This is a genomic window from Gordonia sp. SGD-V-85, assembly GCF_001456905.1.
GTDB classification, from domain to species: Bacteria; Actinomycetota; Actinomycetes; order Mycobacteriales; family Mycobacteriaceae; genus Gordonia; species Gordonia hongkongensis.
Window position 1 is genome coordinate 130,775 of the sequence record NZ_LNQO01000012.1, and the last position, 21,242, is coordinate 152,016.

The 21,242-nt window shown below is 65.8% G+C and carries 21 protein-coding genes; 6 read left to right on the forward strand and 15 right to left on the reverse strand.

Annotation, left to right across the window (positions count from 1 at the left end; all coding sequences use genetic code 11):
• Nucleotides 1-359: 359 nt before the first annotated feature.
• The 5 genes from AS181_RS15300 to AS181_RS15320 all read right to left on the reverse strand — a co-directional run bounded on the left by AS181_RS15300 (nucleotide 360) and on the right by AS181_RS15320 (nucleotide 5,297).
• A complete protein-coding gene (locus AS181_RS15300) occupies nucleotides 360-917 on the reverse strand; it encodes a hypothetical protein (RefSeq protein ID WP_231742469.1) in 558 nt (185 codons plus the stop codon).
• Nucleotides 918-1,083: 166 nt separating this feature from the next.
• Nucleotides 1,084-3,459: a TPR repeat region-containing protein gene (locus AS181_RS15305; protein ID WP_231742471.1), complete on the reverse strand. Its 2,376-nt coding sequence runs from the start codon at nucleotides 3,457-3,459 to the stop codon at nucleotides 1,084-1,086.
• A gap of 23 nt (nucleotides 3,460-3,482) precedes the next feature.
• Complete coding sequence (locus AS181_RS15310) at nucleotides 3,483-3,743, reverse strand: hypothetical protein (protein WP_231742473.1); 261 nt, start codon at nucleotides 3,741-3,743, stop codon at nucleotides 3,483-3,485.
• A gap of 235 nt (nucleotides 3,744-3,978) precedes the next feature.
• Entirely contained in the window at nucleotides 3,979-4,248 is a 270-nt protein-coding gene (locus tag AS181_RS15315) for a DUF2277 domain-containing protein (RefSeq protein WP_058252418.1), read from the reverse strand.
• 74 nt (nucleotides 4,249-4,322) lie between these two features.
• On the reverse strand, nucleotides 4,323-5,297 hold the full coding sequence (locus tag AS181_RS15320) for an NADPH:quinone oxidoreductase family protein (RefSeq protein ID WP_058252419.1): 975 nt from the start codon (nucleotides 5,295-5,297) through the stop codon (nucleotides 4,323-4,325).
• A 50-nt stretch (nucleotides 5,298-5,347) separates the two neighbouring features.
• Between AS181_RS15320 and AS181_RS15325 the strand changes: the two genes are divergently transcribed.
• Nucleotides 5,348-6,046 (forward strand): class I SAM-dependent methyltransferase, encoded by a 699-nt coding sequence (locus AS181_RS15325; RefSeq protein WP_058252420.1) that lies wholly within the window; start codon nucleotides 5,348-5,350, stop codon nucleotides 6,044-6,046.
• A gap of 147 nt (nucleotides 6,047-6,193) precedes the next feature.
• Here AS181_RS15325 and AS181_RS15330 read toward each other — a convergent pair whose 3' ends face one another.
• From AS181_RS15330 to AS181_RS15340, 3 genes are read right to left on the reverse strand one after another with little or no spacing between them, the layout of a single operon-like run.
• A complete protein-coding gene (locus AS181_RS15330; RefSeq protein WP_058252421.1) occupies nucleotides 6,194-6,949 on the reverse strand; it encodes an SDR family NAD(P)-dependent oxidoreductase in 756 nt (251 codons plus the stop codon).
• Nucleotides 6,946-7,899: an alpha/beta hydrolase gene (locus AS181_RS15335; RefSeq protein ID WP_058252422.1), complete on the reverse strand. Its 954-nt coding sequence runs from the start codon at nucleotides 7,897-7,899 to the stop codon at nucleotides 6,946-6,948. The genes AS181_RS15330 and AS181_RS15335 overlap by 4 nt, the downstream gene beginning before the upstream one ends.
• The gene (locus AS181_RS15340; protein WP_058252423.1) at nucleotides 7,896-9,272 is read right to left on the reverse strand and encodes a flavin-containing monooxygenase; all 1,377 of its coding nucleotides are present in this window, start codon (nucleotides 9,270-9,272) and stop codon (nucleotides 7,896-7,898) included. Before AS181_RS15340 ends, AS181_RS15335 begins: the two co-directional genes overlap by 4 nt.
• A 168-nt stretch (nucleotides 9,273-9,440) precedes the next feature.
• Here AS181_RS15340 and AS181_RS15345 point away from each other — a divergent pair, with 168 nt between their 5' ends.
• Together AS181_RS15345 and AS181_RS15350 are read left to right on the forward strand one after the other, a co-directional pair.
• Nucleotides 9,441-10,043, forward strand: a complete 603-nt coding sequence (locus AS181_RS15345; RefSeq protein WP_175404341.1) for a TetR/AcrR family transcriptional regulator — start codon at nucleotides 9,441-9,443, stop codon at nucleotides 10,041-10,043.
• A 114-nt stretch (nucleotides 10,044-10,157) separates the two neighbouring features.
• A complete protein-coding gene (locus AS181_RS15350) occupies nucleotides 10,158-11,015 on the forward strand; it encodes an LLM class F420-dependent oxidoreductase (RefSeq protein WP_058252424.1) in 858 nt (285 codons plus the stop codon).
• Between the two features lie 342 nt (nucleotides 11,016-11,357).
• On the opposite strand, the gene AS181_RS15355 is transcribed toward AS181_RS15350, so the two are convergent.
• Genes AS181_RS15355 through AS181_RS15370 form a run of 4 tightly spaced genes read right to left on the reverse strand, consistent with a single transcriptional unit; the run spans nucleotide 11,358 to nucleotide 16,110 of the window.
• On the reverse strand, nucleotides 11,358-12,413 hold the full coding sequence (locus AS181_RS15355; RefSeq protein ID WP_058252425.1) for a prenyltransferase: 1,056 nt from the start codon (nucleotides 12,411-12,413) through the stop codon (nucleotides 11,358-11,360).
• A gap of 25 nt (nucleotides 12,414-12,438) precedes the next feature.
• Complete coding sequence (locus AS181_RS15360) at nucleotides 12,439-13,170, reverse strand: class I SAM-dependent methyltransferase (protein WP_058252426.1); 732 nt, start codon at nucleotides 13,168-13,170, stop codon at nucleotides 12,439-12,441.
• Complete coding sequence (locus AS181_RS15365; protein ID WP_058252447.1) at nucleotides 13,157-14,431, reverse strand: glycosyltransferase family 4 protein; 1,275 nt, start codon at nucleotides 14,429-14,431, stop codon at nucleotides 13,157-13,159. Before AS181_RS15365 ends, AS181_RS15360 begins: the two co-directional genes overlap by 14 nt.
• Before the next feature lie 2 nt (nucleotides 14,432-14,433).
• Entirely contained in the window at nucleotides 14,434-16,110 is a 1,677-nt protein-coding gene (locus AS181_RS15370) for an FAD-dependent oxidoreductase (protein WP_078114127.1), read from the reverse strand.
• Nucleotides 16,111-16,210: 100 nt separating this feature from the next.
• Between AS181_RS15370 and AS181_RS15375 the strand changes: the two genes are divergently transcribed.
• Nucleotides 16,211-17,038: an acyl-[acyl-carrier-protein] thioesterase gene (locus AS181_RS15375; RefSeq protein ID WP_058252428.1), complete on the forward strand. Its 828-nt coding sequence runs from the start codon at nucleotides 16,211-16,213 to the stop codon at nucleotides 17,036-17,038.
• A 7-nt stretch (nucleotides 17,039-17,045) separates the two neighbouring features.
• Here AS181_RS15375 and AS181_RS15380 read toward each other — a convergent pair whose 3' ends face one another.
• The 3 genes from AS181_RS15380 to AS181_RS15390 all read right to left on the reverse strand — a co-directional run bounded on the left by AS181_RS15380 (nucleotide 17,046) and on the right by AS181_RS15390 (nucleotide 18,857).
• The gene (locus AS181_RS15380) at nucleotides 17,046-17,597 is read right to left on the reverse strand and encodes a DUF3558 domain-containing protein (RefSeq protein ID WP_058252429.1); all 552 of its coding nucleotides are present in this window, start codon (nucleotides 17,595-17,597) and stop codon (nucleotides 17,046-17,048) included.
• Nucleotides 17,594-18,481, reverse strand: a complete 888-nt coding sequence (locus AS181_RS15385; RefSeq protein ID WP_058252430.1) for a DUF3558 family protein — start codon at nucleotides 18,479-18,481, stop codon at nucleotides 17,594-17,596. The genes AS181_RS15380 and AS181_RS15385 overlap by 4 nt, the downstream gene beginning before the upstream one ends.
• Before the next feature lie 181 nt (nucleotides 18,482-18,662).
• The gene (locus AS181_RS15390; RefSeq protein WP_058252431.1) at nucleotides 18,663-18,857 is read right to left on the reverse strand and encodes a hypothetical protein; all 195 of its coding nucleotides are present in this window, start codon (nucleotides 18,855-18,857) and stop codon (nucleotides 18,663-18,665) included.
• A 525-nt stretch (nucleotides 18,858-19,382) separates the two neighbouring features.
• On the opposite strand from AS181_RS15390, the gene AS181_RS25430 reads away from it, so the two are divergent.
• Entirely contained in the window at nucleotides 19,383-20,003 is a 621-nt protein-coding gene (locus AS181_RS25430) for a hypothetical protein (RefSeq protein WP_231742476.1), read from the forward strand.
• Nucleotides 20,004-20,431: 428 nt separating this feature from the next.
• Nucleotides 20,432-21,242, forward strand: an 811-nt coding sequence (locus AS181_RS15400) for a DUF222 domain-containing protein (RefSeq protein WP_058252432.1), incomplete at its 3' end; no start/stop codon positions are given.

Sequence of the window (21,242 nt, forward strand, 5' to 3'; positions counted from 1 at the left end):
ACGATTCGCGTGCTACCAATGATACAGGGATTCGGGATTTGTAACATCATTTCTTCACCGCGCCAGAAATCAACCCCCTCTTGATCATCTGGCACCCATCCCGCTATCCCACAGGCCGCCGACGTGCGCCTTTGTTGCGGCCTGCGTCCACTGTCGAATTCGAAGTGAAAGCGGGAAATATCATGCTGTCTGCAATCTTCTACGCAATCGAGGCTTTCGACAATCTGTTGTGGGACTTCGCGGAAACGATCGTCACCGGCAGTGACGAAGCCGCCGGTTCGTAGGCTCCACCACCTCAGGACGAGTTCAGCAGTAGGTATCGCCTCGCGATACCTACTGCTGAACCTGTATGGGACTACTCACACGGCGGCGCCAGACCAACCGGGGTACGACGGGCCGGGCGCCGTCAGGTCACCCATGTCGCCACAGATACCGACGTCGGGCTTCGGTTCGCCCGGCACGTTCGGTGCCCAGGTGTCCTTGTATTCGGATACCCACCAGTCCCCAAACACGTCGTATCCCGGAAACAACCGATCGCCTCGGCGTTCCTCTGGAGGCGATTCACCTCTGGTGTGGACAGTTAACCTGACAACCGAGATGCCGCGATCGATCCGGTCGGGACGATTGCTGGCATCAAAAAACGGCGGGAATTCACTCTCGTCATTCTTGGCCTGACCGGTCGAACAAACGAGCGCGATGACGGTGTCGTCGGCAACCCGACGTACGTCCGCAATCTTGTTCATGTGGTCCGACGTGTTGTAGAACTCGGCTCCCCACGCCGGCTCCCATGAGTCCCTAGTCGGGACAGCTCGCTTGACGCCTGGGAACTCGTCCTCCACGTCCCAGTCAAAAATCGCCAACGCGTGCGCCTCTATCACGGCGCGGATGAATGTGCCGGCAGGTGCTGACAGTTCCACGCGACTGTCGTCACGCCACCGGGATCGCCACTGTAACCCCTGTAGAGCACGGGCCTCCGATGGTGATGCCGACTGGACCGCATCGGTGGAGCCTGCAGTCGAACTCGGAGCGGATGAACCACTAACAGCACATCCGGTCGATAGGCATATGACGGAAAGGAGAACGCTAACCGGGCGGACGAGTCGCAATATCTCCCACACCTTCGTCGTCGCCGATCGTTGGGTCCTCGCGAGCGTCCCGATAGTCTTCGGTGTACTCGGCTCGAATCTGTCTTGCACCGACGCTCTCTGCATATCTGTCGAAGTCCTCCTGGTATCTACCAGCGACTTTGGTGTCCAACGAGCCGTCCGCCTTCACGAACGTCAACTCCGAACCGTCCTTTGCAATCCAGACCTTTCCCCACAGGTCTGGGCGGTTTTCTACGAATCCGGACGTCACCTGGACAACCCGATCGTGTCCCGCAGTCAACTTGTCCAACCGTGTTTCCATGTCACGAATCTCGGTCCGCCAGGTGTTTTCGTCCTGCTGTGGGTCTGCGGTCGGGAGACTGATCTCTTCGGCTTTCACGAGTGGCACCGTGAGCCCCGCAACCTCGGAGAGACCCGGAATCCTCAGTCCGCCCGCACCCACCAGCGCGCCCGCGGAGTCGATCAGGAAGGTGTCCTCATTCCATTTGCGGAGCCGTTCCCACTCGTCGTTGTCCGCTAACGTCTCCAAGGCGTTGCTCAACCCGCCGCTCATCGAAGAATGGATCTTGCCTGCGGCAGTGGCAAGTTCGGTGTTGTCCGGGTCGCTTCCGAACTCGTGCGCAAGGTAGTTCTCCCACTGGACGGCCGCGGTCAGGGCGATTCGGCCGGCCCCGGGGTCAGTGGACAGGACTCCGATCAATTTGGAGAACTCAACTGTGTCTGCAAGCGGCCCGGCCGTGTGATTGGTCAGAACCTCGCCGGGTGCGTCCGCAAAGTTTCCGAAGTACGGAGCGAGGTTCGCAGCCAACACCTGTGAGACGTAGGGGTTTCGCTCGCCAAAGGTCTCGTATTCCGTATTTCCGCTGTGGTCCTTGTTGACGTAAAGAGCATCGAGTGCCTTTTCGTTCTCGATCAGGACACGCGCCAGCGCATCCGCCGACTTACCTCCGAGCTCACCCTCGTAGCCAGGCGCCGCTGCCGCTTCGCCGATCCAGTCGAAGAGGTCTGTCGGTCCGCGCTGGTCATCGGGGCTGCACATCTTCGGGTCGCCCTCAGACCAGTTCTCGGTCAGGACGTTCAGCACATGGGTGTCCGCATCGTATCGGTGTCCTTCCGCGACGGTCACCCCCATCCGCTCGCCTGTGAGGAAGTCTGTCACCGCTTGGTGGTCGTGACTCGCGGTGCTGAGCATCGAACTGGCGACCTGGCGGACCTCGTCGAAACTCTGATTCTCGTCATAGAAACCGAACGGTGTGTCCTCGTCATGCGGGAGCGCTCCGACGATTTCCGATGCCTGTTTCAGCATTCCCCGATCGACATCGGTTCCAAGTTGCAGGGTGCGGTCGGTTCGGTCACTGAGAATCGTGTTGAGCGCCTTGAAATCGTCGAGACGATTCACGCCCGTCAGGGAGAGCAGCCGGCCGCCAGGCTGACTGATTACCTCGTGCTTGATCTGGTTCTCTCGAAGCAGTGACACAACACTGTCGGGCAGGCGGTCGAGTCCACCCGCCGACCCCGCCTTTGTTCGCACGTTTGGCGACGACATCACCCTGAGCGCGTTGCCGAGTACACCTGGCGCTTGTTCGTGGACCCGCAGCAACTCGTTCATGTTGGCCGAGTCGACCTCGCTCATGAACGTTCGTAGGTAGTCGTACTGCCCCTGCGAAATCTCCGTCGGCTGACCTTGACGAAGCGATTCAAGTTGTTCCGGGGAGAAGTGCGTCGCATGGTTCAGACGCGCGAGACCAGCAGGTGAGATGTTCCCTTCTCGTAAGGCCCTGACGTCGAGCTCAGCTTGGCGTGAACTCAAACCAGCGGTGACCGGCGCCATCGCACGAATGAGTTCTTCCGCCCGCACAATCGCGCGTTTCGTGTCGACGTCGGCATCGTGCAGTTCGCGTGCGAGTCGTTGGAGCCGGACCGTCTCGTTCGTCGCCTCGTTTCCCCGTAGCGCACGATCATTCGCAATTCGTGTCAGAGCGACGCTGTCACCCTCGTTGCGCCGCTCCTCGGCCCCATAGTCACGGAGATCGCGGACCGTCCAGTCGTTGTCGACCGAGAACCGGTCCCCTTCCAAATTGGTGGCCGTGGTGTTGAGCGTCTCGACCATAGGCGTCATCCTGCTCGCACCCGACTTGAAGGCCTCGGCAAGTTCGTCGACGGCGGCGGCGACACGAGTCATCTGAGTCTTCTCGTGGTCGGCTCGGGTCACGGCAGCGTCGAACGAAGCGCCCTTCCAATCGAGGCCGGCTACCTTCGCATAGAGCTCTCCGGCCCTCCGCTCGATTGCGGTCGAGACCGGGCTCAATGAGGAGGCCGCGTGGCCGAGCACTTCCGGATGTGCGTTGGCCACAATGCTACGAGTCTTTGCACTCATCACTCAGGTCGCTGGTTGAGATTGCCCAGGGATTGAAGCAATCTCCCAGCAACGTCGTCCACGTTCACCAAGACCGACGCCGCCGAGTCCAAGGCGTCTCCGAACTGCTCGTGACGGCCCGCGATCGTCGTCAGCGCCTGTTTGACGGATGCGCCGACGCTGTCTGCCACTGCAGCAACCTCGAAACCAGGCACCGCCATCGTGATCGCGCCGAACGTCGGCGATTCGATCGCACGAATCGATATTCCGTTGCTCGCCATGTGACGAGCCGCATCCGTCAAGCTGCTCGGAGTGACCTCAACGGGTTTTGGTGTCATCGAATCCCCCAACCACTCACCGTGCCCCTCCCGCAGAGGCACAGGCATTCACGTGGAGTGATACTAACCGCACGCGAGCCCGTGGTCGGGTGTCAGTCCACAGCGCACAAACTCAAGACAAGTTCAGCAGTAGGTATCGCCTGGCGATACCTACTGCTGAACCTGTGCGTGGGACTCCTCAGCCCCGAGCGGCGATCCGCGCCTGCACCTCGGGGCGCCGGAGCGGGGGCACCGTCTTCGGCGGCTGACGACGCTCGGGCAAGACGTCGAGCAGCGTGCGGGTAGCCGCGGTGACGGCGACGACCGCGGCCTCGAAGGCCTCCGCATTCGCCGGCGACGGATGCCGCACGCCGCTCACCTTGCGCACGTACTGCCGTGCGGCCGCCTCGATCTCGTCCTCGGTGGCCGGCGGTTCGAGCCCGCGGAGTTCGGTGATGTTGCGGCACATGGCAGATCCCTTCGATGACGGATGCGCTGGGCGGAAGGCGATGCGACGTCGCAACCGGCCGACCCGCCGAGGGCCTACTCGCCGATCTTGACGACCGCTTTCCCCAGAATCCGCCCTTCGGCGAGATCGGTCAACGCTTCCGGCAGCTGATCGAGCGTGTAGGTGACGTTGACCTGAGGTTCCATCCCGTCGGCGATCATCTGCGTCAGCTCTTCATGCAGCTTCGCGGGCAGATTCAGTTCCGGATGGGTGCGCACGTACTCGCCCCACGCGGCCCCGACGACGGCGATGTTGCGGAACAGGACTCGATTGAGTTTGACGGTCGGGATGTCGCCGGCCGCGAAGCCCACCACGACGTAGCGGCCGTCGGGGGCGACCTGGCGGAGCGCCTCGTCGAACACCTCGCCGCCCGACGGGTCGATCATCACGTCGACGCCCTTGGGGACGATCTCCTTGAGCTTGGTACCCCAGCCCTCCTCGAGCTGGACGATCTCGTCGGCCCCGGCGCTGCGCAGCAGGTCCTCGGCACCCTTCCGGTGGACGATGGCGATGACCTTCGCGCCCATCGCCTTGGCGACCATGATCGACGCGGTCCCGACGCCGCCGGCGGCGCCGAGCACGCCGACCACCTCACCGGGCTGGGTGTGCGCGCGGGTCTTCAGCGCGAACAAGGCGGTCTGGTAGTTGATGCCCATGGCCGAGCCCTGCTCGAAGGTCAGGCCTTCGGGAAGCGGCAGGAGCTGTTCGGGCGCGGCCGCGACCTGTTCGGCGAATCCGCCGACGATCGACGCCACGAGCACCTTGTCCCCGACCTTCACCGAGGCACCCTCGGGAGCCGAGCGCACCACGCCGGCGACCTCGGTGCCCGGCGTGAACGGCGTCGGCACGCGCAGCTGGTACTTGCCCTGACTCATCAGCACGTCGGGGAAGCACACGCCGCACGACTTCACGTCGACGACGACCTGGCCGTCGGCCGGGGTGGGATCGGGAACGTCCTGCAACTCGAGTCCGGACGGGCCTGTCTCTGCGGTGAGTACCTGAGCTTTCATACGGCTCACCCTACGCGGCGACCGTCACACACCCGATAGGATCTGATGCCATGTCACAACCTGCGGCACAGTCGCCGAACGCACCCTCCCCCGACCGCCTCCGCGTCGCGGACGAGGCACCCGGATTCATGCCGCTCGACGAGGCCCAGACGCTCTTCGAGATCGCCGGAGAGTATCTGTCCCAGCCTGATTCGACGAAGGTCGGCGTGGAGATCGGTACCTACTGCGGGAAATCCACCGTCTTCCTGGGATCGGCCGGCGAAGCGAACGACGCCGTCATCGTGACCGTCGACCATCACCGCGGTTCCGAGGAACACCAGCCCGGTTGGGAGTACCACGACGAATCCCTCGTCGACGCACACACCGGGACGCTCGACACCTCGGCACGCTTCCGCCGCACCATGTTCGACGCCGGACTCGAGAACACCGTCGTCGGACTGCTCGCACCGTCGGCCGTCGCCGCGAAGATCTGGGGCCGTCCGGCCGATTTCGTGTTCATCGACGGCGGGCACAGCATGGAAGCGGCACAGACCGATCTCGACGGCTGGGCGCCGTGGGTGCGCATCGGCGGGGCCCTGCTCATCCACGACGTCTTCCCCGACCCCGCGGACGGCGGCCGCCCGCCGTACGAGATCTATTGCCAGGCACTGGAAACCGGACAGTTCACCGAGGTGCGGGCGGAGGGATCGCTGCGTGTCCTCCGCCGCGACTCGGGCGAGGTGGGCGCGCCGCTACCGCGGAAGTCCTGACCTCTCAGGGTTCGCGGCCTCGGTCGCCGGACCCTTCGTGACGCGCCCTCCGCAAGCTCCGGGCACTCCTCAGGGAGCGGTGGTGGGCCGCGCCCTCCGCAAGCTCCGGGCACTCCTCAGGGAGCAGAGCTGGCGGGGTCGCGGGCACTAAGCCTCACCGGCCAGCGCCCGCACCTTGCCGAGCACGTCGGGATAGCGCTTCAGGTGCGCACCGCCGTTGACGTCGAAGGCGGCACCGGTGATCCAGCGCGCCTTGTCGGAGGCGAGAAAGGCTACGGTGTCGGCGATCTCGGCGGGTTCTCCACTCCGGCCCAGTGGGGTGTTGTCGAGGTAGTCCTCGGTGAGGCCCGGTACGAAGCCGATGCCCTCGGTCAGCGGGGTCATCACAAGCCCCGGCGACACCGCGTTGACCCGCACCCGACGGTCGGCGAGTTCGAGTGCGGCCACCTCGACGAGCATCAGCACACCGGCTTTCGACGCGCAGTACGCCCCCATCCCGGCGCCCGGTTGGCGGCCGTTGAGTGAGGCGATGCAGGTGATCGATCCGCCCTCGGCGATCCGGGCGCCGGCGTGTTTGATCACGAGGAACGTTCCGGTCAGACAGATGTCGACGGTGTTGCGCCAGGCATCGAGTTCGAGTTCGGTCAGCGCACCCGGATTCGACAGTCCGGCACAGTTCACCACCGTGTCGAAGTCGCCGATGCCGGCGAAAGTCGCTGCGACCGAGTCCTCGTCGGTCACGTCCATGTGCACCGCCCGCGCCCCGTCGCGCGTCGCCGCCACCTGCTCGGCACGTTCGACGTCGCGGTCGGCCACCACCACCTGCATCCCCTCGCCGACGAACGCGTCGACGGTGGCCAGTCCGATCCCCGAGGCACCCCCGATCACGACCGCCCGGTTCATCGCGTAGCCGCTTCCACAACGTCGGCGTTCGATGCCAGATGACGGCGCAGGAAGCCGATCTCGTGCGTGACGCAGGGCTCGAAGAAGTCGTTGCCCGCGAAGATGTCGAAATGGTCGCACGGGTAGTGGCGCACTTCGGCGTGAGCTTTGAACGCGGTCTTCGACGCCGCGTACGGCGGTGCGGCGGAATCGAAGTCGGCGATCTGGAACAGCACCGGGGCATCGACGCGCGCGGCGTGCTTGTCGACTCGGAACGAGCCGATCTCGAGACCGACCGAGGCGTCGACCTCGTTGCGCCACGACGGCCCCGCGATCGCGCGGTAGCTCTCCAGAAACCCTGGTGCGGTCAGCGCGGCGCCCACGTCGCCGGGTTCGCCGACGACCCGCAACATCTTCGGACCCCGGCCCAGCCGTCGACCCACCGAACTGGCCACTGCCGTGGCGGTCGAGCGGGCGATCGCCGCCCCGCCGACCTGGGCGTAGGCGACGCGACCGGCGGCGAGCCCATTGACCAGTGGCACCACCGCGATCACCGCGGCCACGTCGGTCCGGTCGGCCGCCACGGTCAGCGCATGCCCGCCGGATTGCGACACTCCCCAGAGGATGATCCGTTCCGGGTCCACTCCCGGCTGTTTCTTGGCGGCGCCGATCGCGGCGCGGTAGTCGTCGGCCTGCCGTTCCAGCGAAATCGACTGTCGCGGTTCGCCACCGGACAGCCCGAAGCCGCGGTAGTCGAACGCGAACACGGCCAACCCCGCGTCGGCGAACCGTTGCGCATAGGGCGCCAGACCCGAGTCCTTGGTCCCGGCGAAACCGTGCGCCATCACGACGACGGGGCGCTTGCCGTCGATCTCGAACGGCGAAGACTCCGCGCCCGGAAAGAACCAGGCGTCGCAGTCGGCGTCGGACGATCGGAAGCGTACGGTGGTCGCACCATTTGAAATGGTCATGCGGATGCTCCCTTCGAGACCAGATCGTCGGCCACCCCGGCCCACGTCGGCGGCCCCTGCTGGTGGGCCCGCCGGATCCCCGCCGGAATCTCCTTGGTCCGCATGTTGTGTTCGTAGAGATAGTGATCGAGTTGCTGCGTGTGCCGCGGGCGGTCGAGCATGTGTCCGGTGTAGTACTGCATGTCCGCCTCGATCGTCTGCCGCATCTCCGGTACCGACGGGAGCCGGTAGTGACCCGTGGCGTAGGCCCCGATCAGCCGCGCCTGGCATTCCACGAAGGGAAACAGCGTCGGAACCGCCTGCGCGAAACCGGCGAAGACGAGGTCGTCGATTCCCGGGTAGAACATGCGCTTGTAGAGGTCGATCCGATTGTCGGGCGCACTGATGAAGTTCGGGTCGAAGAACGGGAACGTGATGTTGTAACCCGTTGCGTAGATGATGATGTCGAAGTCGTCGGCGGTCCCGTCGTCGAAGTGGACCGTGGACCCGTCGAACCGGCTGATGTTGGGCTTGGGGGTCACGTCGCCCGAGCCCAGTCGCAGTGGCAGTTCCACCGACTGCGTCGGATGTGCCTCAAAGAACTTGTGATTCGGTGTCGGCAGACCGTAATCCTCCGGCCGGCCGGCGGTCACGGGTTGCATGACCTGGACGAACTTGCGCTGCCACGACGTCGGCAGATACGGCGTCGACCGGTAGTACTTGTCGGCGGGCTTGCCCCCGAAGTATTTCGGCACGATCCACGCTCCCGACCGCGTGGAGAGGGTCAGCTTGTTGTCCAGCGCCTTCGACGACAGTTCGACGGCGATGTCGGCGGCACTGTTACCCAGGCCGACGACGAGGATGCGCTTACCCGTGAAATCGTGCGGGGTACGCGGATCGATGTAGTGGTGGGCGTGCATCTCGATTCCGTCGAACTCGCCCGGGAAATCGGGCCAGCGCGGATCCCAGTGATGGCCGTTCGCCACCACCAGCAGGTCGAACCGCCTGCGCTCACCGCCCTGGGTCTCCAGTTCCCAGCCGCCCCCGTCCAGTCGGGTCGCATGCTCGATTCCGTTGGTGAACTCGATCGAGGAGTAGAGGTCGAAGGCCTCGGCGTAGGAGTCCAGGTAGGCCTTGACCTGGGTGTGGTGCGGGAAGTCGGGATACTCGTCGGGCATCGGGAAGTCGCGGAACGACAACTGGTGTTTCGAGGTGTCGATGTGCAGCGACCGGTAGGCACTGCTGTGACCGTTCGGGTTGCCGAAGGCCCAGTTGCCTCCGACCCGGTCCGAACTCTCGAAGCAGGTGTACGGCACGCCGTAGTCGGTGAGCATCTTGCCGGCGGTCAGCCCGCTGATACCGGCGCCGATGATCGCGGTGGTTGGTAAAGGCACACTGCCCCCTCGGTGGACCCGTTGGATGTAGACACAATCTGATTTGTGTCTACACGATGAGACGTATCGTGTACACAGAATCCGCGAACTGTCTACGCAGCGCCCTCCTGAGCAGACATGTGGATGTGGGGACGCGGCGCGTACCGACCACGACCACAGGAGGAGTCAGTGACCGAGGCCTCGACCACGACGGTCCACGAACGACTGCTCGACGCCACGCAGAAGCTGCTCGCCGACAAGGGAATCCGGGCGACCACCATGCAGCAGGTCGCGGAGTCGGCAGGCCTGTCCCGCGCGTGGCTGTATCGGCACTATCCGGACAAACCGTCCATGATCGGCGCGACCATCGTCCGTCTCACCGAGTCGTTCTGGCGCGACGCCCGGGCCGAACTCGACGCCATCCCCGACCTGGTCGGGCAACTCACCGCCGGCGTCCGGATCGGCCGGGGTGCCTACGACGACCCGGGCACGCTGCTGCTCCGACTCCGCACGGAGGAACCCACGGAGTTCGCCGAATGCGCCGGTGTCGGTGTCGTCAAGCTGGTTCCCGACCTGGCAGCGTTCTGGTTTCCGTTCGTCGAACAGGCCGCCGCCCGCGGGGAGATACACCCCGCGCACGATCCGTACGAGGTGTCCGAATGGGTTGCGCGCGTCCTGATCAGCCTCGGCACCTCCCCGGGTGAGGCCCTCGACATCGACGACGCGCGGCAGGTCCGACGCCATCTCGAGCGGTTCGTCATGCCGGGTCTGGCCACCGACCCGCAGGGATGAGTCGGTGAGGGCCCCCGATGCCCCCCTGGCCTGGGTGACGCCGATCACCTAGACTAGTGTCCAGTCAACCGTCCGGAAACCGCGGACGACCGAACGACGCCGTCGGAGGGCCCCATGGATTTCGGGATCGTGCAGTTCACCAGCGACCGCGGGCTCAAGCCCCACGTCCTGGCCCCGCTCATCGAGGACGCAGGTTTCGCGTCGTACTACGTTCCCGAGCACGGCCACATCCCGACTCGACGCGACGCCGCGCATCCCCGCACCGGTGACGAGACCCTGCCCGACGAGCGCTACATGCGCACCCTCGATCCCTGGACGTCACTCGCCGCCGCCGCGGCCGTCACCGAACGCATCCGGCTCGCCACCGCGGTCGCACTGCCGGTGCAGTCCGACCCCATCACGCTCGCCAAGACCATTGCGACGCTCGACCACATCTCGAACGGAAGGGTCACCCTCGGCGTCGGATTCGGTTGGAATCTGGACGAACTCGCCGACCACAACGTCCCGCCGAAGCGCAGGCGGACGATGCTGCGCGAGTACCTCGAGGCGATGACCGCGCTCTGGACTAAGGAAGAGGCCGAGTTCGCGGGCGAGTTCGTGAATTTCGGCCCCAGCTGGGCGTGGCCCAAATCGACGCAGTCGCACATCCCGGTCCAGGTGGGCGCGGCAGGCAACGAGAAGAACTTCAAGTGGATCGCGCGCAGCGCCGACGGCTGGATCACCACACCCGGCGAGGAGGACATCGAGGGGTCGGTGTCGTTGCTCAAGCAGATCTGGTCCGACGCCGGTCGTGCGGGCGACCCCGAGATCGTCGTCCTCGACTTCCGGCCGGTACCCGAGAAGCTCGAGAAGTGGCGCGAGATCGGGGTCACGACAGTGCTGTACGGCCTCCCCGACGACTCGGTCGAGCGCGCGAGCGGCTACCTCGCCAAGCTGGCCGGCAAGCTCGGCATCACCCCGGCGGTCGTGTAGGCCGTTGTGGGAGGTGCGAGCGAAGCGACCCACCCCCGCTCCCTGAGTCGAAAGAACCACCTGGCTCCTGTTCCCTGAGGAGGCCGGAGCTTGCGGAGGGCGCGTCAACCCCTGCTCCCTGAGGAGGCCGGAGCTTGCGGAGGGCGCGTCAACCCCTGCTCCCTGAGGAGCGCCCGGAGCTTGCGGAGGGCGCGTCAACCCCTGCTCCCTGAGGAGGCCGGAGCTTGCGGAGGGCGCGTCACGAAGGGTCCTGGTGAGATGACGTCGCCACCCCTTCGTGGCTCTCGTCGACCTCGACGCGCTCCTCAGGGAGCGCGGATGGCCGCGCCCTCCGCAGCCGGCTCAGGGAGTCGGTGCGACGAGCCGCTGGCGGACGTCCCGGAAGATCCCGTTGGCCACGCTGGTGCGGCTCACCGCATCGGCCGCCAGGATCACAGCCGCCGAGGTCCAGCAGCTCTTCTCCACGGGCCAGCGTTTGCCATCGGCGAAAACCAGTCCGGTCCAATACGATCCGTCCGGATCGCGCAGATGCTGAATCGACGCGATGAGCTCGATGGCATCGGCGGTGTCACCGAGGGCATCGAGTGCCAGTGCCAGCTCACAGGTCTCGGCGCCGGTGACCCAGGGACGATGGTCGACGCAGCGAACACCCTTGCCGGGCACCACGAACTGTTCCCACCGCCGCGCGATGAGTTCCTGCCCGTCGCGTCCGCGGACGGCGCCGCCGAGGATCGGGTAGTACCAGTCCATGGAGTGTTCGGACGGCGGGGTGAAGGTCTGCCACTCGTCACGCGTGACGTCGGCACGGATCGCGTCGCCGAGCACACTGTGCGCCGCGATCCAGTCGGCGTCGGGCTGATCCATCTCACCGGCGATCCGGATCGCGCAGTCCAGCGCTTGGAAGATGCTGGCGTTCCCGGTGATCAGCGCTTCACCGAACATCGCTCCGGTCCGGTGGTCGCCGCCCCAGCGGAACGCACCGTCCTCACGCTGGAAGCGCAGCACGCAGTCGATCGCCGACCAGACCACCGGCCACATCTTCTGCAAGAAGGCGTCGTCACCGGTGATCAGATAGTGATGCCAGACCCCGACCGCGATGTAGGCGCAGAAGTTGCTGTCGGTGCCGGCGTCCTCCACCTTTCCTACGACGGTGCGGATCGGCCACGACCCGTCGTCGCGCTGTTTACGCCGCGACCACTCGTAAGCCGCCTCTGCCTCGGAGTGAAACCCGGTCACGGACAACGCCATCGCCGATTCGATGTGGTCCCATGGGTCGGTCTGCCCGCCCGGGAACCACGGCAACGCACCGTCGGCCTCCTGCATGCCGACGATCGCGGCACCGGTGGCCCGCATCTGCTCGGCCGTGACCACACTGGGGATCGCCGGGACGGCCGTCATGGGGCTCCCGTCCTGGAGGCCCCCGTCATGAAGACGCGGTGGCGGTCTCGGGCTTGCGCAGGTAGAGGGCCACCGACTTGCCGATGAGCGGGTTGAGCACCTGCTCGCCGACCCGGGTCAGCCACGGCTTGCTCATCATGTCCCAGACCAACAGCTGGTGGTAGCCCTTCACCAGGACATTGTCGTTGTTCTCGACTCCCACAGCGCATTTCAGCCACCAGTAGGGGGCGTGCAGGGCATGGGCGTGGTCGGTGCCGGTGACCTCGAGTCCGGCTCGCTGCAACTTGCCCGCGAGCTCGGAGGCCTTGTAGATGCGGACGTGTCCGCCCTCGACCTCGTGGTACTCGTCCGACAGGGCCCAGCACACCTTCTCCGGCCAGTACCGGGGCACGGTGACCGCGGCGACGCCACCCGGCTTCAGCACGCGCACCATCTCACTGATCGCGCCCTCGTCGGTCGGGATGTGCTCGAGGATCTCGCTCATCAGGACGACGTCGAAGCTGTTGTCCGCGTACGGGAGTCGAAGCGCATCCCCGACCTCGGCGCGCGCCTTGGCCGACGCGGGCACGTGACCCTCCGCCATCATGGCGTCGAACATCTCACCGACGTCGGACATGTCGCTCTCGGACATGTCGAAGGCGATGACCTCCGCGCCACGACGGAACATCTCGAACGAGTGCCTACCCTGCCCCGCCCCGATGTCGATCGCCTTGGTGCCCGGTCCAACGCCAAGCCGGTCGAAATCAACTGTGAGCACTCGATGTCCCTTCTGTTGCCCGCCGATGTCCGGCGAGCACGGTTTCGTAGTGAGCCGCAGTCTTCGCGGCCACTGCTGCCCAGCTGTAGTGCTCCTCGGCGCGTCGACGACCACCGTCGCCGAGACGCGTCCGCAGATCGGCATCGTCCAGCAGCCGGCCGATCGCCTGCGCCAGGCGTCCGGAATCCCGCGGCGGCACCAGCAACGCCGCCTCCTCAGCGGTGCCGACGACCTCGGGGATCGCACCGGCCCGGGTTGCCACCAGCGGCGTTCCGCAACTCATGGCCTCGACCGCCGGCAGCGAGAACCCCTCGTACAACGAGGGCACACACGCCACCTCGGCGGAGGCGAGCAGGCCGGCGATCTCGGAGTCCTCGAGGCCGGACACCACCGAGACGCGATCGCCGATCGCCAGATCCTCGATCATCTTGGCGGACGGACCGTTCGGGTCCAACTTGGACACCAGTACCAATTCGACATCCCGCTCGGAGGACAGCTTCGCGACCGCCTCGAGCAGGTACGAGACACCCTTCAGCGGCGCGTCGGCACTGGCGACACACACGATACGTCCGGGAACGCGCGTGGCGGCCGGCGTGAAGATCTCGGTGTCCACCCCCAGCGGGATGGTGGTGATGCGACCCGACGGGATGTCGAAGGCCTTGCGGATGTCGACCTCGCTGCTGCGGGAAACGGTGAGCAGCTCGGGGATACGGCGTGAGACGCGCCCCTGCATGCGCAGGAACGAATGCCACCGCCAGGCACTGATCTTGCGCCACCCCTTGGCCGCCTTCACCGCCAGTGTGCGGTCGCGGGTGATGGGGTGGTGGATCGTCGCGATCAGCGGGAACCCGGCCTTCTGGATGTCGAGCAGTCCGTAACCGAGGCACTGGTTGTCGTGCACGATGTCGAAGTCGTCGCGGCGCTCTTTGAGAAGGCGCGCCACCCGGAGGCTGAACGTGAGCGGTTCGCCGAAGCTCGCCGTCCACATCGAGCCGACCTCGAGCACGTCGATCCAATCGCGGTACTCGCCCGGACGAGGCGTCCGGAACGGGTCCGGCTCGTCGTAGAGACCGAGGCTCGGCACTTTGGTGACGGTGACCCCGGCGTCGATGGCCACCTGGTCCAGTTCGGGGTAGGGCTGCCCCGAGAAGATCTCGACGCTGTGCCCCAGCAGTGCCAGTTCGCGGGAGAGGTGGCGGACGTAGACGCCCTGGCCACCGCAGTGCGGCTTGCTTCGGTACGAGAGCAGTGCGATGCGCACGGTCACTGCGCCCCGGCGGTGGCAGCCGCCTCGAACTCGGAGATTCTGACGAACTTCGTGCGGACCCGGCCGGTGGCCCTGCCCGCGGACTTCTCGGCGGCGTCGATCGCCTTCCAGCCCGTGAGGTCGATGCGGTTGGCGCCGCGGTCGGCCACGAGTGCGGCGACGTCGTCCCGCGAGGTCGAGGGGTCGTCGAACGCGGCGGCGACGAAGTCCGCGATGACCGCCTGCGCGGTCTCCTGACCGCAGATGCGGTTCATGCCGATACCCCCTGTCGCTCCTCGCTTGATCCAACCCGTGACGTACAGGCCGGGCATCACATCGCCGTCGGCCGCGGTCTGGACCCGCCCCTCGGTGTTGGGGACGACGCCGTGCCCCTCGTCGAACGGTAGGTCGGTGACCGGCACGCCCCGGTAACCGATGGCCCGCAGGACCAGTCCGGTCTCGAGGTCGAACCGATCCTCGGTGGGTGTCACCGCGACTGTCCCGGTCGCGTCGGCGTAGGCGTTGCGCACGCACGTAAGCGTAGCCACTTCCCCGTCACCGGCAATTTCGACGGGAGACGTGAGGAACCGGAACACAATGCGCTTGTTGCCCGGCGTCTGCGGACGCTCGGCGAATTCTCGGGCGAGACGCACCTTGGTGGCGATCGTCGAGTCGAGCGTGTCGTCGGACTGCGCCGCCTCCGAGGCCGGGTCGAGGACCAGCTCGTCGGGGTCGATGACGACGTCGACACCGTCGACGTCACCGAGTGCCAGGAACTCGCTGTTGGTGTATGCCGCCTGCGCCACGCCGCGGCGGCCCAGGAGCACCACCTCGGAGATGTTGGATTCACGCAGCTTCGCGAGGGCGTGGTCGGCGATGTCGGTCTTGGCGAGCTCGTCGGGGTCGGTGACGAGGATGCGCGCGACGTCGAGTGCCACGTTGCCGTTGCCGACCACGACGGCCCGCTCGCCCGACAAATCGACGTCGAGGTCGGCGAAGTCCGGGTGACCGTTGTACCAGGCGACGAACTGGGTCGCGGCGACCGAATTGCGCAGATCCTCGCCTTCGATGCCCAGCCGCTTGTCGGTCGCGGCGCCGACCGCGTAGATCACCGCGTGGTAGCGGGCGACCAGCTCGTCGTGGCTGATGTGCTTGCCGACCTCGACATTGAGGTAGTAGCTGAAGTTCTTCTTCGCCGCGACCGAGGCGAAGGTCTTCTCCACGCCCTTGGTGGCGCTGTGGTCCGGTGCGACTCCGGCGCGCACGAGTCCGTAGGGCGTCGGCAGCCGATCGAACATGTCGACCTTGATGGCCGGTTTGCGGACGAGCTCCTCGGCGGCGTAGAAGGCCGCCGGCCCGGCACCCACGATGGCCACGTGCAGTTCCTTCTCGGGCAGCTTGGGTGCCTTGCGCGGTGGCACGAGGCCGCCCTCGACGTCGTGGTCCTTGTAGTAGTCCGCGTTGATCTGGAGGTACGGCTCGTCACGCTCGTCCAGCTGATCGTCGGGGATGATCGCCTCCACCGGGCACTCGTCGATGCAGGCGCCGCAATCGATGCAGGTCTCCGGATCGATGTAGAGGGCCTCCGCCGTGAGGAACTCCGGCTCGTCGGGCGTGGGGTGGATGCAGTTCACCGGACACACGCTGACGCAACTGGCATCGTTGCAACATGGGCGGGTAATCACATGCGCCATCTGCTGTTTCCTCGTGATCCGACACGTAGAACGTGTTCTATTTTTCCGATTGAATGTATCTTAGCCGCAAAGATACCGGCGACCTATCGGAGGGACTCGAGTGAGCCAGGTTACGCCAGCAGTGTCGGTTGCATCACTCCCGGATCGCAAGCCTGGTGCCCAGTTCTACGAGGTGGGCTATCGCGTCCGCACCGGCGACGTCGATCAGGACATGCGTGTGCGCCTCGATGCGGTGGCCCGCTACCTGCAGGACGTCGCCAACGACAACCTCGAGGCAACCGAGTTCAGCGCGACCGACCCGTTCTGGATCGTTCGGCGGACCATCATCGATGTCATCGAGCCCATCACCTGGCCGGGTACGGTGACCGCGCAGCGCTGGTGCGGTGCCCTGTCGACGCGCTGGACCAACATGCGCGTGCGCCTCACCGCCGAGCACGAGACAAACCGGTTCAACCCCCGACCGCGTCCCGCGGGCCTGATCGAGACCGAGGCGTTCTGGATCAACGTCAACGAGCAGGGCGTGCCGTCACGCCTGTCCGACGACGCCTTCGCGATGCTGTCGGCGATGACCGACGAGCACCGCCTTCGCTGGCGGTCGATGAACCCCGAGAAGGCCCCCGACGCCGCCGCCATCGACTTCCCCGACCGTGAACACGTTCTCCGGATCACCGACTTCGACCCGTTCAAGCACCTCAACAATGCCGCCTACCTCGAGGCGATCGAGGACGAACTGGTCGAGCATCCCGACCTGGTCGACGCTCCGCACCGGGTGGTCATCGAGTATCTCCGGCCCATCGTGCCGGGCACGCGGCTGGTCCTGCGCCGGGTGCGCGAGGGCGACCGGCTCACCGTGTGGTTGCTGATGCCGGGCACCGGCGACGAACTCGTGGTCGCGGCCAGCGTCGTCGTCGGGCCGCTCCCGGGGTGAGCAACTTCTACTGACCGCCCTGGAGCAGCAACTCCATCAGCTTGATCGGCGCCGCGCACGGATCGCCCTGGGGCGCGCTGCGAGGTTCGACGAACCAGGTGAAGATGCCCCGGCTCGGCGCACGGGCGGTCACACCGCAGACGCCCGGCCGGTCGGGACTGCGCTGGGTGAACGCCGACTGGCTGGCGACCTTGATGTTCTCGGTCTGGAAACCGAGCTTCTTGGCCGTCTCCTTCTCCACGTTGACGTTGCCCCACTCGAACCAGTTGAACGTCACACTCACCACGTCGGTGGTGCCGGAGACCAGCCATCGGCAGATGGCCCCGCTGAACGACCGTTCGGCGAACCCGCCGCCGGCGACGACATCGGCGATCATCGCGTCGGGTAGCACATCGCATTCGAGCAAGAGCCGGTCGAACTGGTCGGTGTCGATGTCGCTGCTGCCGGACTGGTCCGCGGCCCCCAACGGCACCGCCTCACCGTCGACGGTGCGCGCACACCCGGCCAGGGCGGTCAGTCCCAGCAGCACCGCGGCGATCACGATGAGGGCGCGCTTCACGACGCACGCTCTATCGACAGCGTCGCCAGCTCGCGTGCGGCGTCACAGATCTCTTCGATCGGCCGTGGTGTCGCCGCGTCGCCGCGGATCGACCATTCGAAGAAGTCCGCGCCGAAACCGATGCCGACCTCACAGATCTGACCTGATTGCGTGTAACCGATGAATCCCTCGTGGCCGTCGATCACGAGTCTGTTGGTGACGTCGCGCGACAACTTCACGTTCGCCTCCTCACGACCGATCGGCGATCCGCGATACCAATTGAACGAGGCGACGGCACCCGTCCGCGAACCGGTCGTGTCCCATTCGCACACCGAAGTGTTGTTCACGGTCTCGGTGAGTCCACCGAACCCGGTGATGCGGACCACCTCGTCGAGGGACACGCCGCCGCATTCGCCGAAGAACGGTCCGGAACCGGCCTGGGCGGGCGCCTCGGGCGTGTTCGGAGTGTTTGGATCTGACGTCGGCTCGTCGTCCGAGCAGGCGCCGACGAGGAGCGTGATCGCCGCCAGTACCGCGATGAGGAATGTGCCGTCACGCAGCCGATCCAGTTGACGCCGTTCACGTTTCGTCGGCCGACCGGCACCGCGGTCGCGACGCGGCTGACTCGCGAGGATCTCCTTCGGCGGCGGCGGCGGAGACCGGTCGATGAAGCACTCGGCGGCCATCGGCGCCGACACCCGCTTACTGATCGTCCTGGTGACCTCGACGATGCGCTCCCGTCCGGCGAGCCGTACGCGGACCTCGTCACCCGGCACCACCGGCTGGGCCGGTTTGGCGGTCACCCCGTTCACGCGGACGTGCCCGCCCCGACACGCGGCGCCCGCCGCCGATCGGGTCTTGGTCAGACGGATGGCCCAGATGTAGGCATCGACGCGGGTGGACATGGTCAGCCGCCCAGCCGACTCGTCCGCAACCCGGGAGTCCGTCCGGCGCAGGCGCGCCGACCCGGTTCAGTGCCCACGACGCCGACTCCCTTCACCGCGCTTTCAACCCTGCCGGGTGCTCGTTGGGCACCACTGTAGCGGGGTCGCCCAGCTCGCCGCGGGTGCTGAACAGGCGACACCGTCAGCGCTTGCGCGTCAGCAGGTATGCGCCCCCGCCGACGGCCAGGACGAGGAACAGGATCGCCAGGAAGGTCTGGTCGAGCAGCAGCAACGTCACGAACACCGCGATGCCCGGTGACACCGCGACCAGGCTCATCGCCGGGTGCTGACGCACGACCTCCGACACCGCTCTGCTCTTGTCCCGATCGATGGCCATGATGCCCTCCCTGGTCGGTTGCACCCGGATCGGTCCGTGAACGGCCCGGGGTCGTGTGACCAGGGTAGCCGCGTGTCGCGACAGGCCCGGAAAATCGCCCCCGTTCCGGTCAGGGACTCTGCGGCCTGACCCCTGCTCTCAGCTCATCGAACTGCCCGCGAAGCGAATAGCCATATCGTCAGCCACACGGTCCGATGTCGGCAGATGTTCCTGCCCGAGGAGTCGGCCGGGACGTCCAACGCGAACATGTGCGGGTCGGCGAGGATGTCGGTGACCGCGGCGGAGCCGGCACCGATGTCGGGTCCACCCGATCATGTCTACTCCGTCTGACATGTCTATGCCGTTCAGCGGCTTCCATTCTGGTGGAATGTGGAGGGCCGCGGTTTCTACTTCTTGCTTCGCTCCGAAGTCTGGTCTGACCTGGTTCACCTGGTAAGTAATCGACTGCATATTGCATCAGATGAGACGCCCCGGCGTTCTCACAAAGGATGGCCGCGGCAACCCCGTCCGGCGCATAGTCGTGGCATGCTGCGTTTCTGTGCTGACGTCTCAGCCGCGGACTGGATCACACGAAGTCGTGACGCGACCGACGACGTCGCGTCGGGCCAGGCTTGGAAAGCTCTAGCGCTGTTCGGCCCTCCTGAGTTCGAGGCCTACGCACGGGTCCGTTTCATACCGGATCCAGACCGTCCTCACCAGAGCGTTCCGAGCGAGGACTTCACAGAGCCCGCCTATGAGGGCTACGAGCACGCCATCGTCGCCAGGACGTGTAGAGCCCTGGCTGCGGCGACGCGCAGCTCGGACGAGTGCTACTTCGCGATCTGGGCCGGCTATTCAGGTGTCGTGTCTCCTATACCGGGTGGCCCTCGGATGTACATCCCCAACCGCGGCTACCACGTCTACGTCGGCACACTGTCCGACCTCAAGGCGTGGGAGGAGCCCTTGACGCACGAAACGCCTGCAATGTTTCACGACCCGCCGGCCTTTGTATGGCCCGCTGACCATGCCTGGTGCCTGGCAAGCGACACCGATCCTCACTGGGCCGGGATCGGGGCGAACACAGCCACCATCCGCGACCTCACATTGCGAAACGACATCGATGTCGTGACCGCAGACCGCTACGGTCGCCAGCCGTTCTACGACTGACCCACGGAACCGAGGACGGATGAAACGTCGCGGATTCCGATTACTGACCGTAGGTGTATGGCAGGTTGGCGTTGATCAGGTTGCCGATCCGATGGCACAGATGACGGAGCCGGCGGTCTTCCGGGTCGCGACCCGCTTTCGTCTGCCGATGCGGTGCGACTCGGCTGGGCTCAGGGAAAATGCGCGGGCAGTCGGCTGTTTCGTTGCACATCCTCGGCGTCGCACCCGCTCCTGTTGTCGGCTGCGTAGTGGCGATGACAACCCTGTTCGATCAGCAGCCTGTGACTGCTGGGGTTTCTGTTCACCACGGTTCACTGCGGTTCACCACTGATGTTCGTGTGACATAGATTGCCGCACAGCTTGATTCGATGGCAGATAGGTTGTGTACAAACCTCGTCGTCGAACGTTTTGGCGAGTACATTGGTCTCATGTCCTCGATCACCGAGCTCCGCGACACCCTCATTGGTCTGCAACCCCCGCCCGACGCCGGGAGTGGTCGCCTGGTAGTCGAGCGACTCGACGGACTACGCGTGCTGCGCAACGTCCTCGATCACCAGATCGCCGTCCACATCGCCCTGTTGGAGGATTCGGGGGCACCGGCGCGAGCTGGGTCGACGACCCGATCCTGGCTGATCGAGATGGGCCTACCCCCGACGGCCGCGCACCGCGGTGCACGGATCGCCGCCGGACTGGGATCGTTGCCGAAAGTCGCTGACTGCGCCGCCGACGGGTATCTCGCGGCCGAGTGTGTTGATGCCGTGGTCCGCGGTATCGCGTCCATCGACAAACAGGCAGCGACTGCGTTGTCCGACGATGACCGGTCGGTGTTCGAGAGCGAACTACTGGCGCAGGCGTTCTCCGGTGCCACCCCCGCCGAGATCAACACTCACGCCCGGAGCATCGCCACGCGGGTCGCCGATGACGATCCGCACGCGGTCGCGCCGGCCGATGATGCGTCGCTGAACACCTTGCACACCAGAGTGACCGACGAAGGCCGGGTCGCGATCACCGGCGATGTGACGGCGGTGATCGGCGAGAAGTTCCTGGCGATGATCGACGAACGCTCCTGTCCGCGTCCCGAACCCGACGGGGCCGACGACCGCCGTGATGTCGGGCAGCGTCGTGCGGACGGGTTGGAGCTACTGCTCGATCAGGCCGCGATCGGTGCGGCGATGACCACCGCAGGTGCACCCCGCACTCAGGTAGTGGTGACCATCCCCGCTGATGGTGTGGGCCCGG

Bases quoted from the DNA above. Each gene is read 5' to 3' on its own strand.
- AS181_RS15310 (WP_231742473.1), bottom strand. From the start codon at position 3,743: ATGGCGAGCAACGGAATATCGATTCGTGCGATCGAATCGCCGACGTTC.
- AS181_RS15315 (WP_058252418.1), bottom strand. From the start codon at position 4,248: ATGTGCCGCAACATCACCGAACTCCGCGGGCTCGAACCGCCGGCCACC.
- AS181_RS15320 (WP_058252419.1), bottom strand. From the start codon at position 5,297: ATGAAAGCTCAGGTACTCACCGCAGAGACAGGCCCGTCCGGACTCGAG.
- AS181_RS15325 (WP_058252420.1), top strand. From the start codon at position 5,348: ATGTCACAACCTGCGGCACAGTCGCCGAACGCACCCTCCCCCGACCGC.
- AS181_RS15330 (WP_058252421.1), bottom strand. From the start codon at position 6,949: ATGAACCGGGCGGTCGTGATCGGGGGTGCCTCGGGGATCGGACTGGCC.
- AS181_RS15335 (WP_058252422.1), bottom strand. From the start codon at position 7,899: ATGACCATTTCAAATGGTGCGACCACCGTACGCTTCCGATCGTCCGAC.
- AS181_RS15350 (WP_058252424.1), top strand. From the start codon at position 10,158: ATGGATTTCGGGATCGTGCAGTTCACCAGCGACCGCGGGCTCAAGCCC.
- AS181_RS15355 (WP_058252425.1), bottom strand. From the start codon at position 12,413: ATGACGGCCGTCCCGGCGATCCCCAGTGTGGTCACGGCCGAGCAGATG.
- AS181_RS15370 (WP_078114127.1), bottom strand. From the start codon at position 16,110: ATGGCGCATGTGATTACCCGCCCATGTTGCAACGATGCCAGTTGCGTC.
- AS181_RS15385 (WP_058252430.1), bottom strand. From the start codon at position 18,481: ATGTCCACCCGCGTCGATGCCTACATCTGGGCCATCCGTCTGACCAAG.
- AS181_RS15390 (WP_058252431.1), bottom strand. From the start codon at position 18,857: ATGGCCATCGATCGGGACAAGAGCAGAGCGGTGTCGGAGGTCGTGCGT.
- AS181_RS25430 (WP_231742476.1), top strand. From the start codon at position 19,383: ATGCTGCGTTTCTGTGCTGACGTCTCAGCCGCGGACTGGATCACACGA.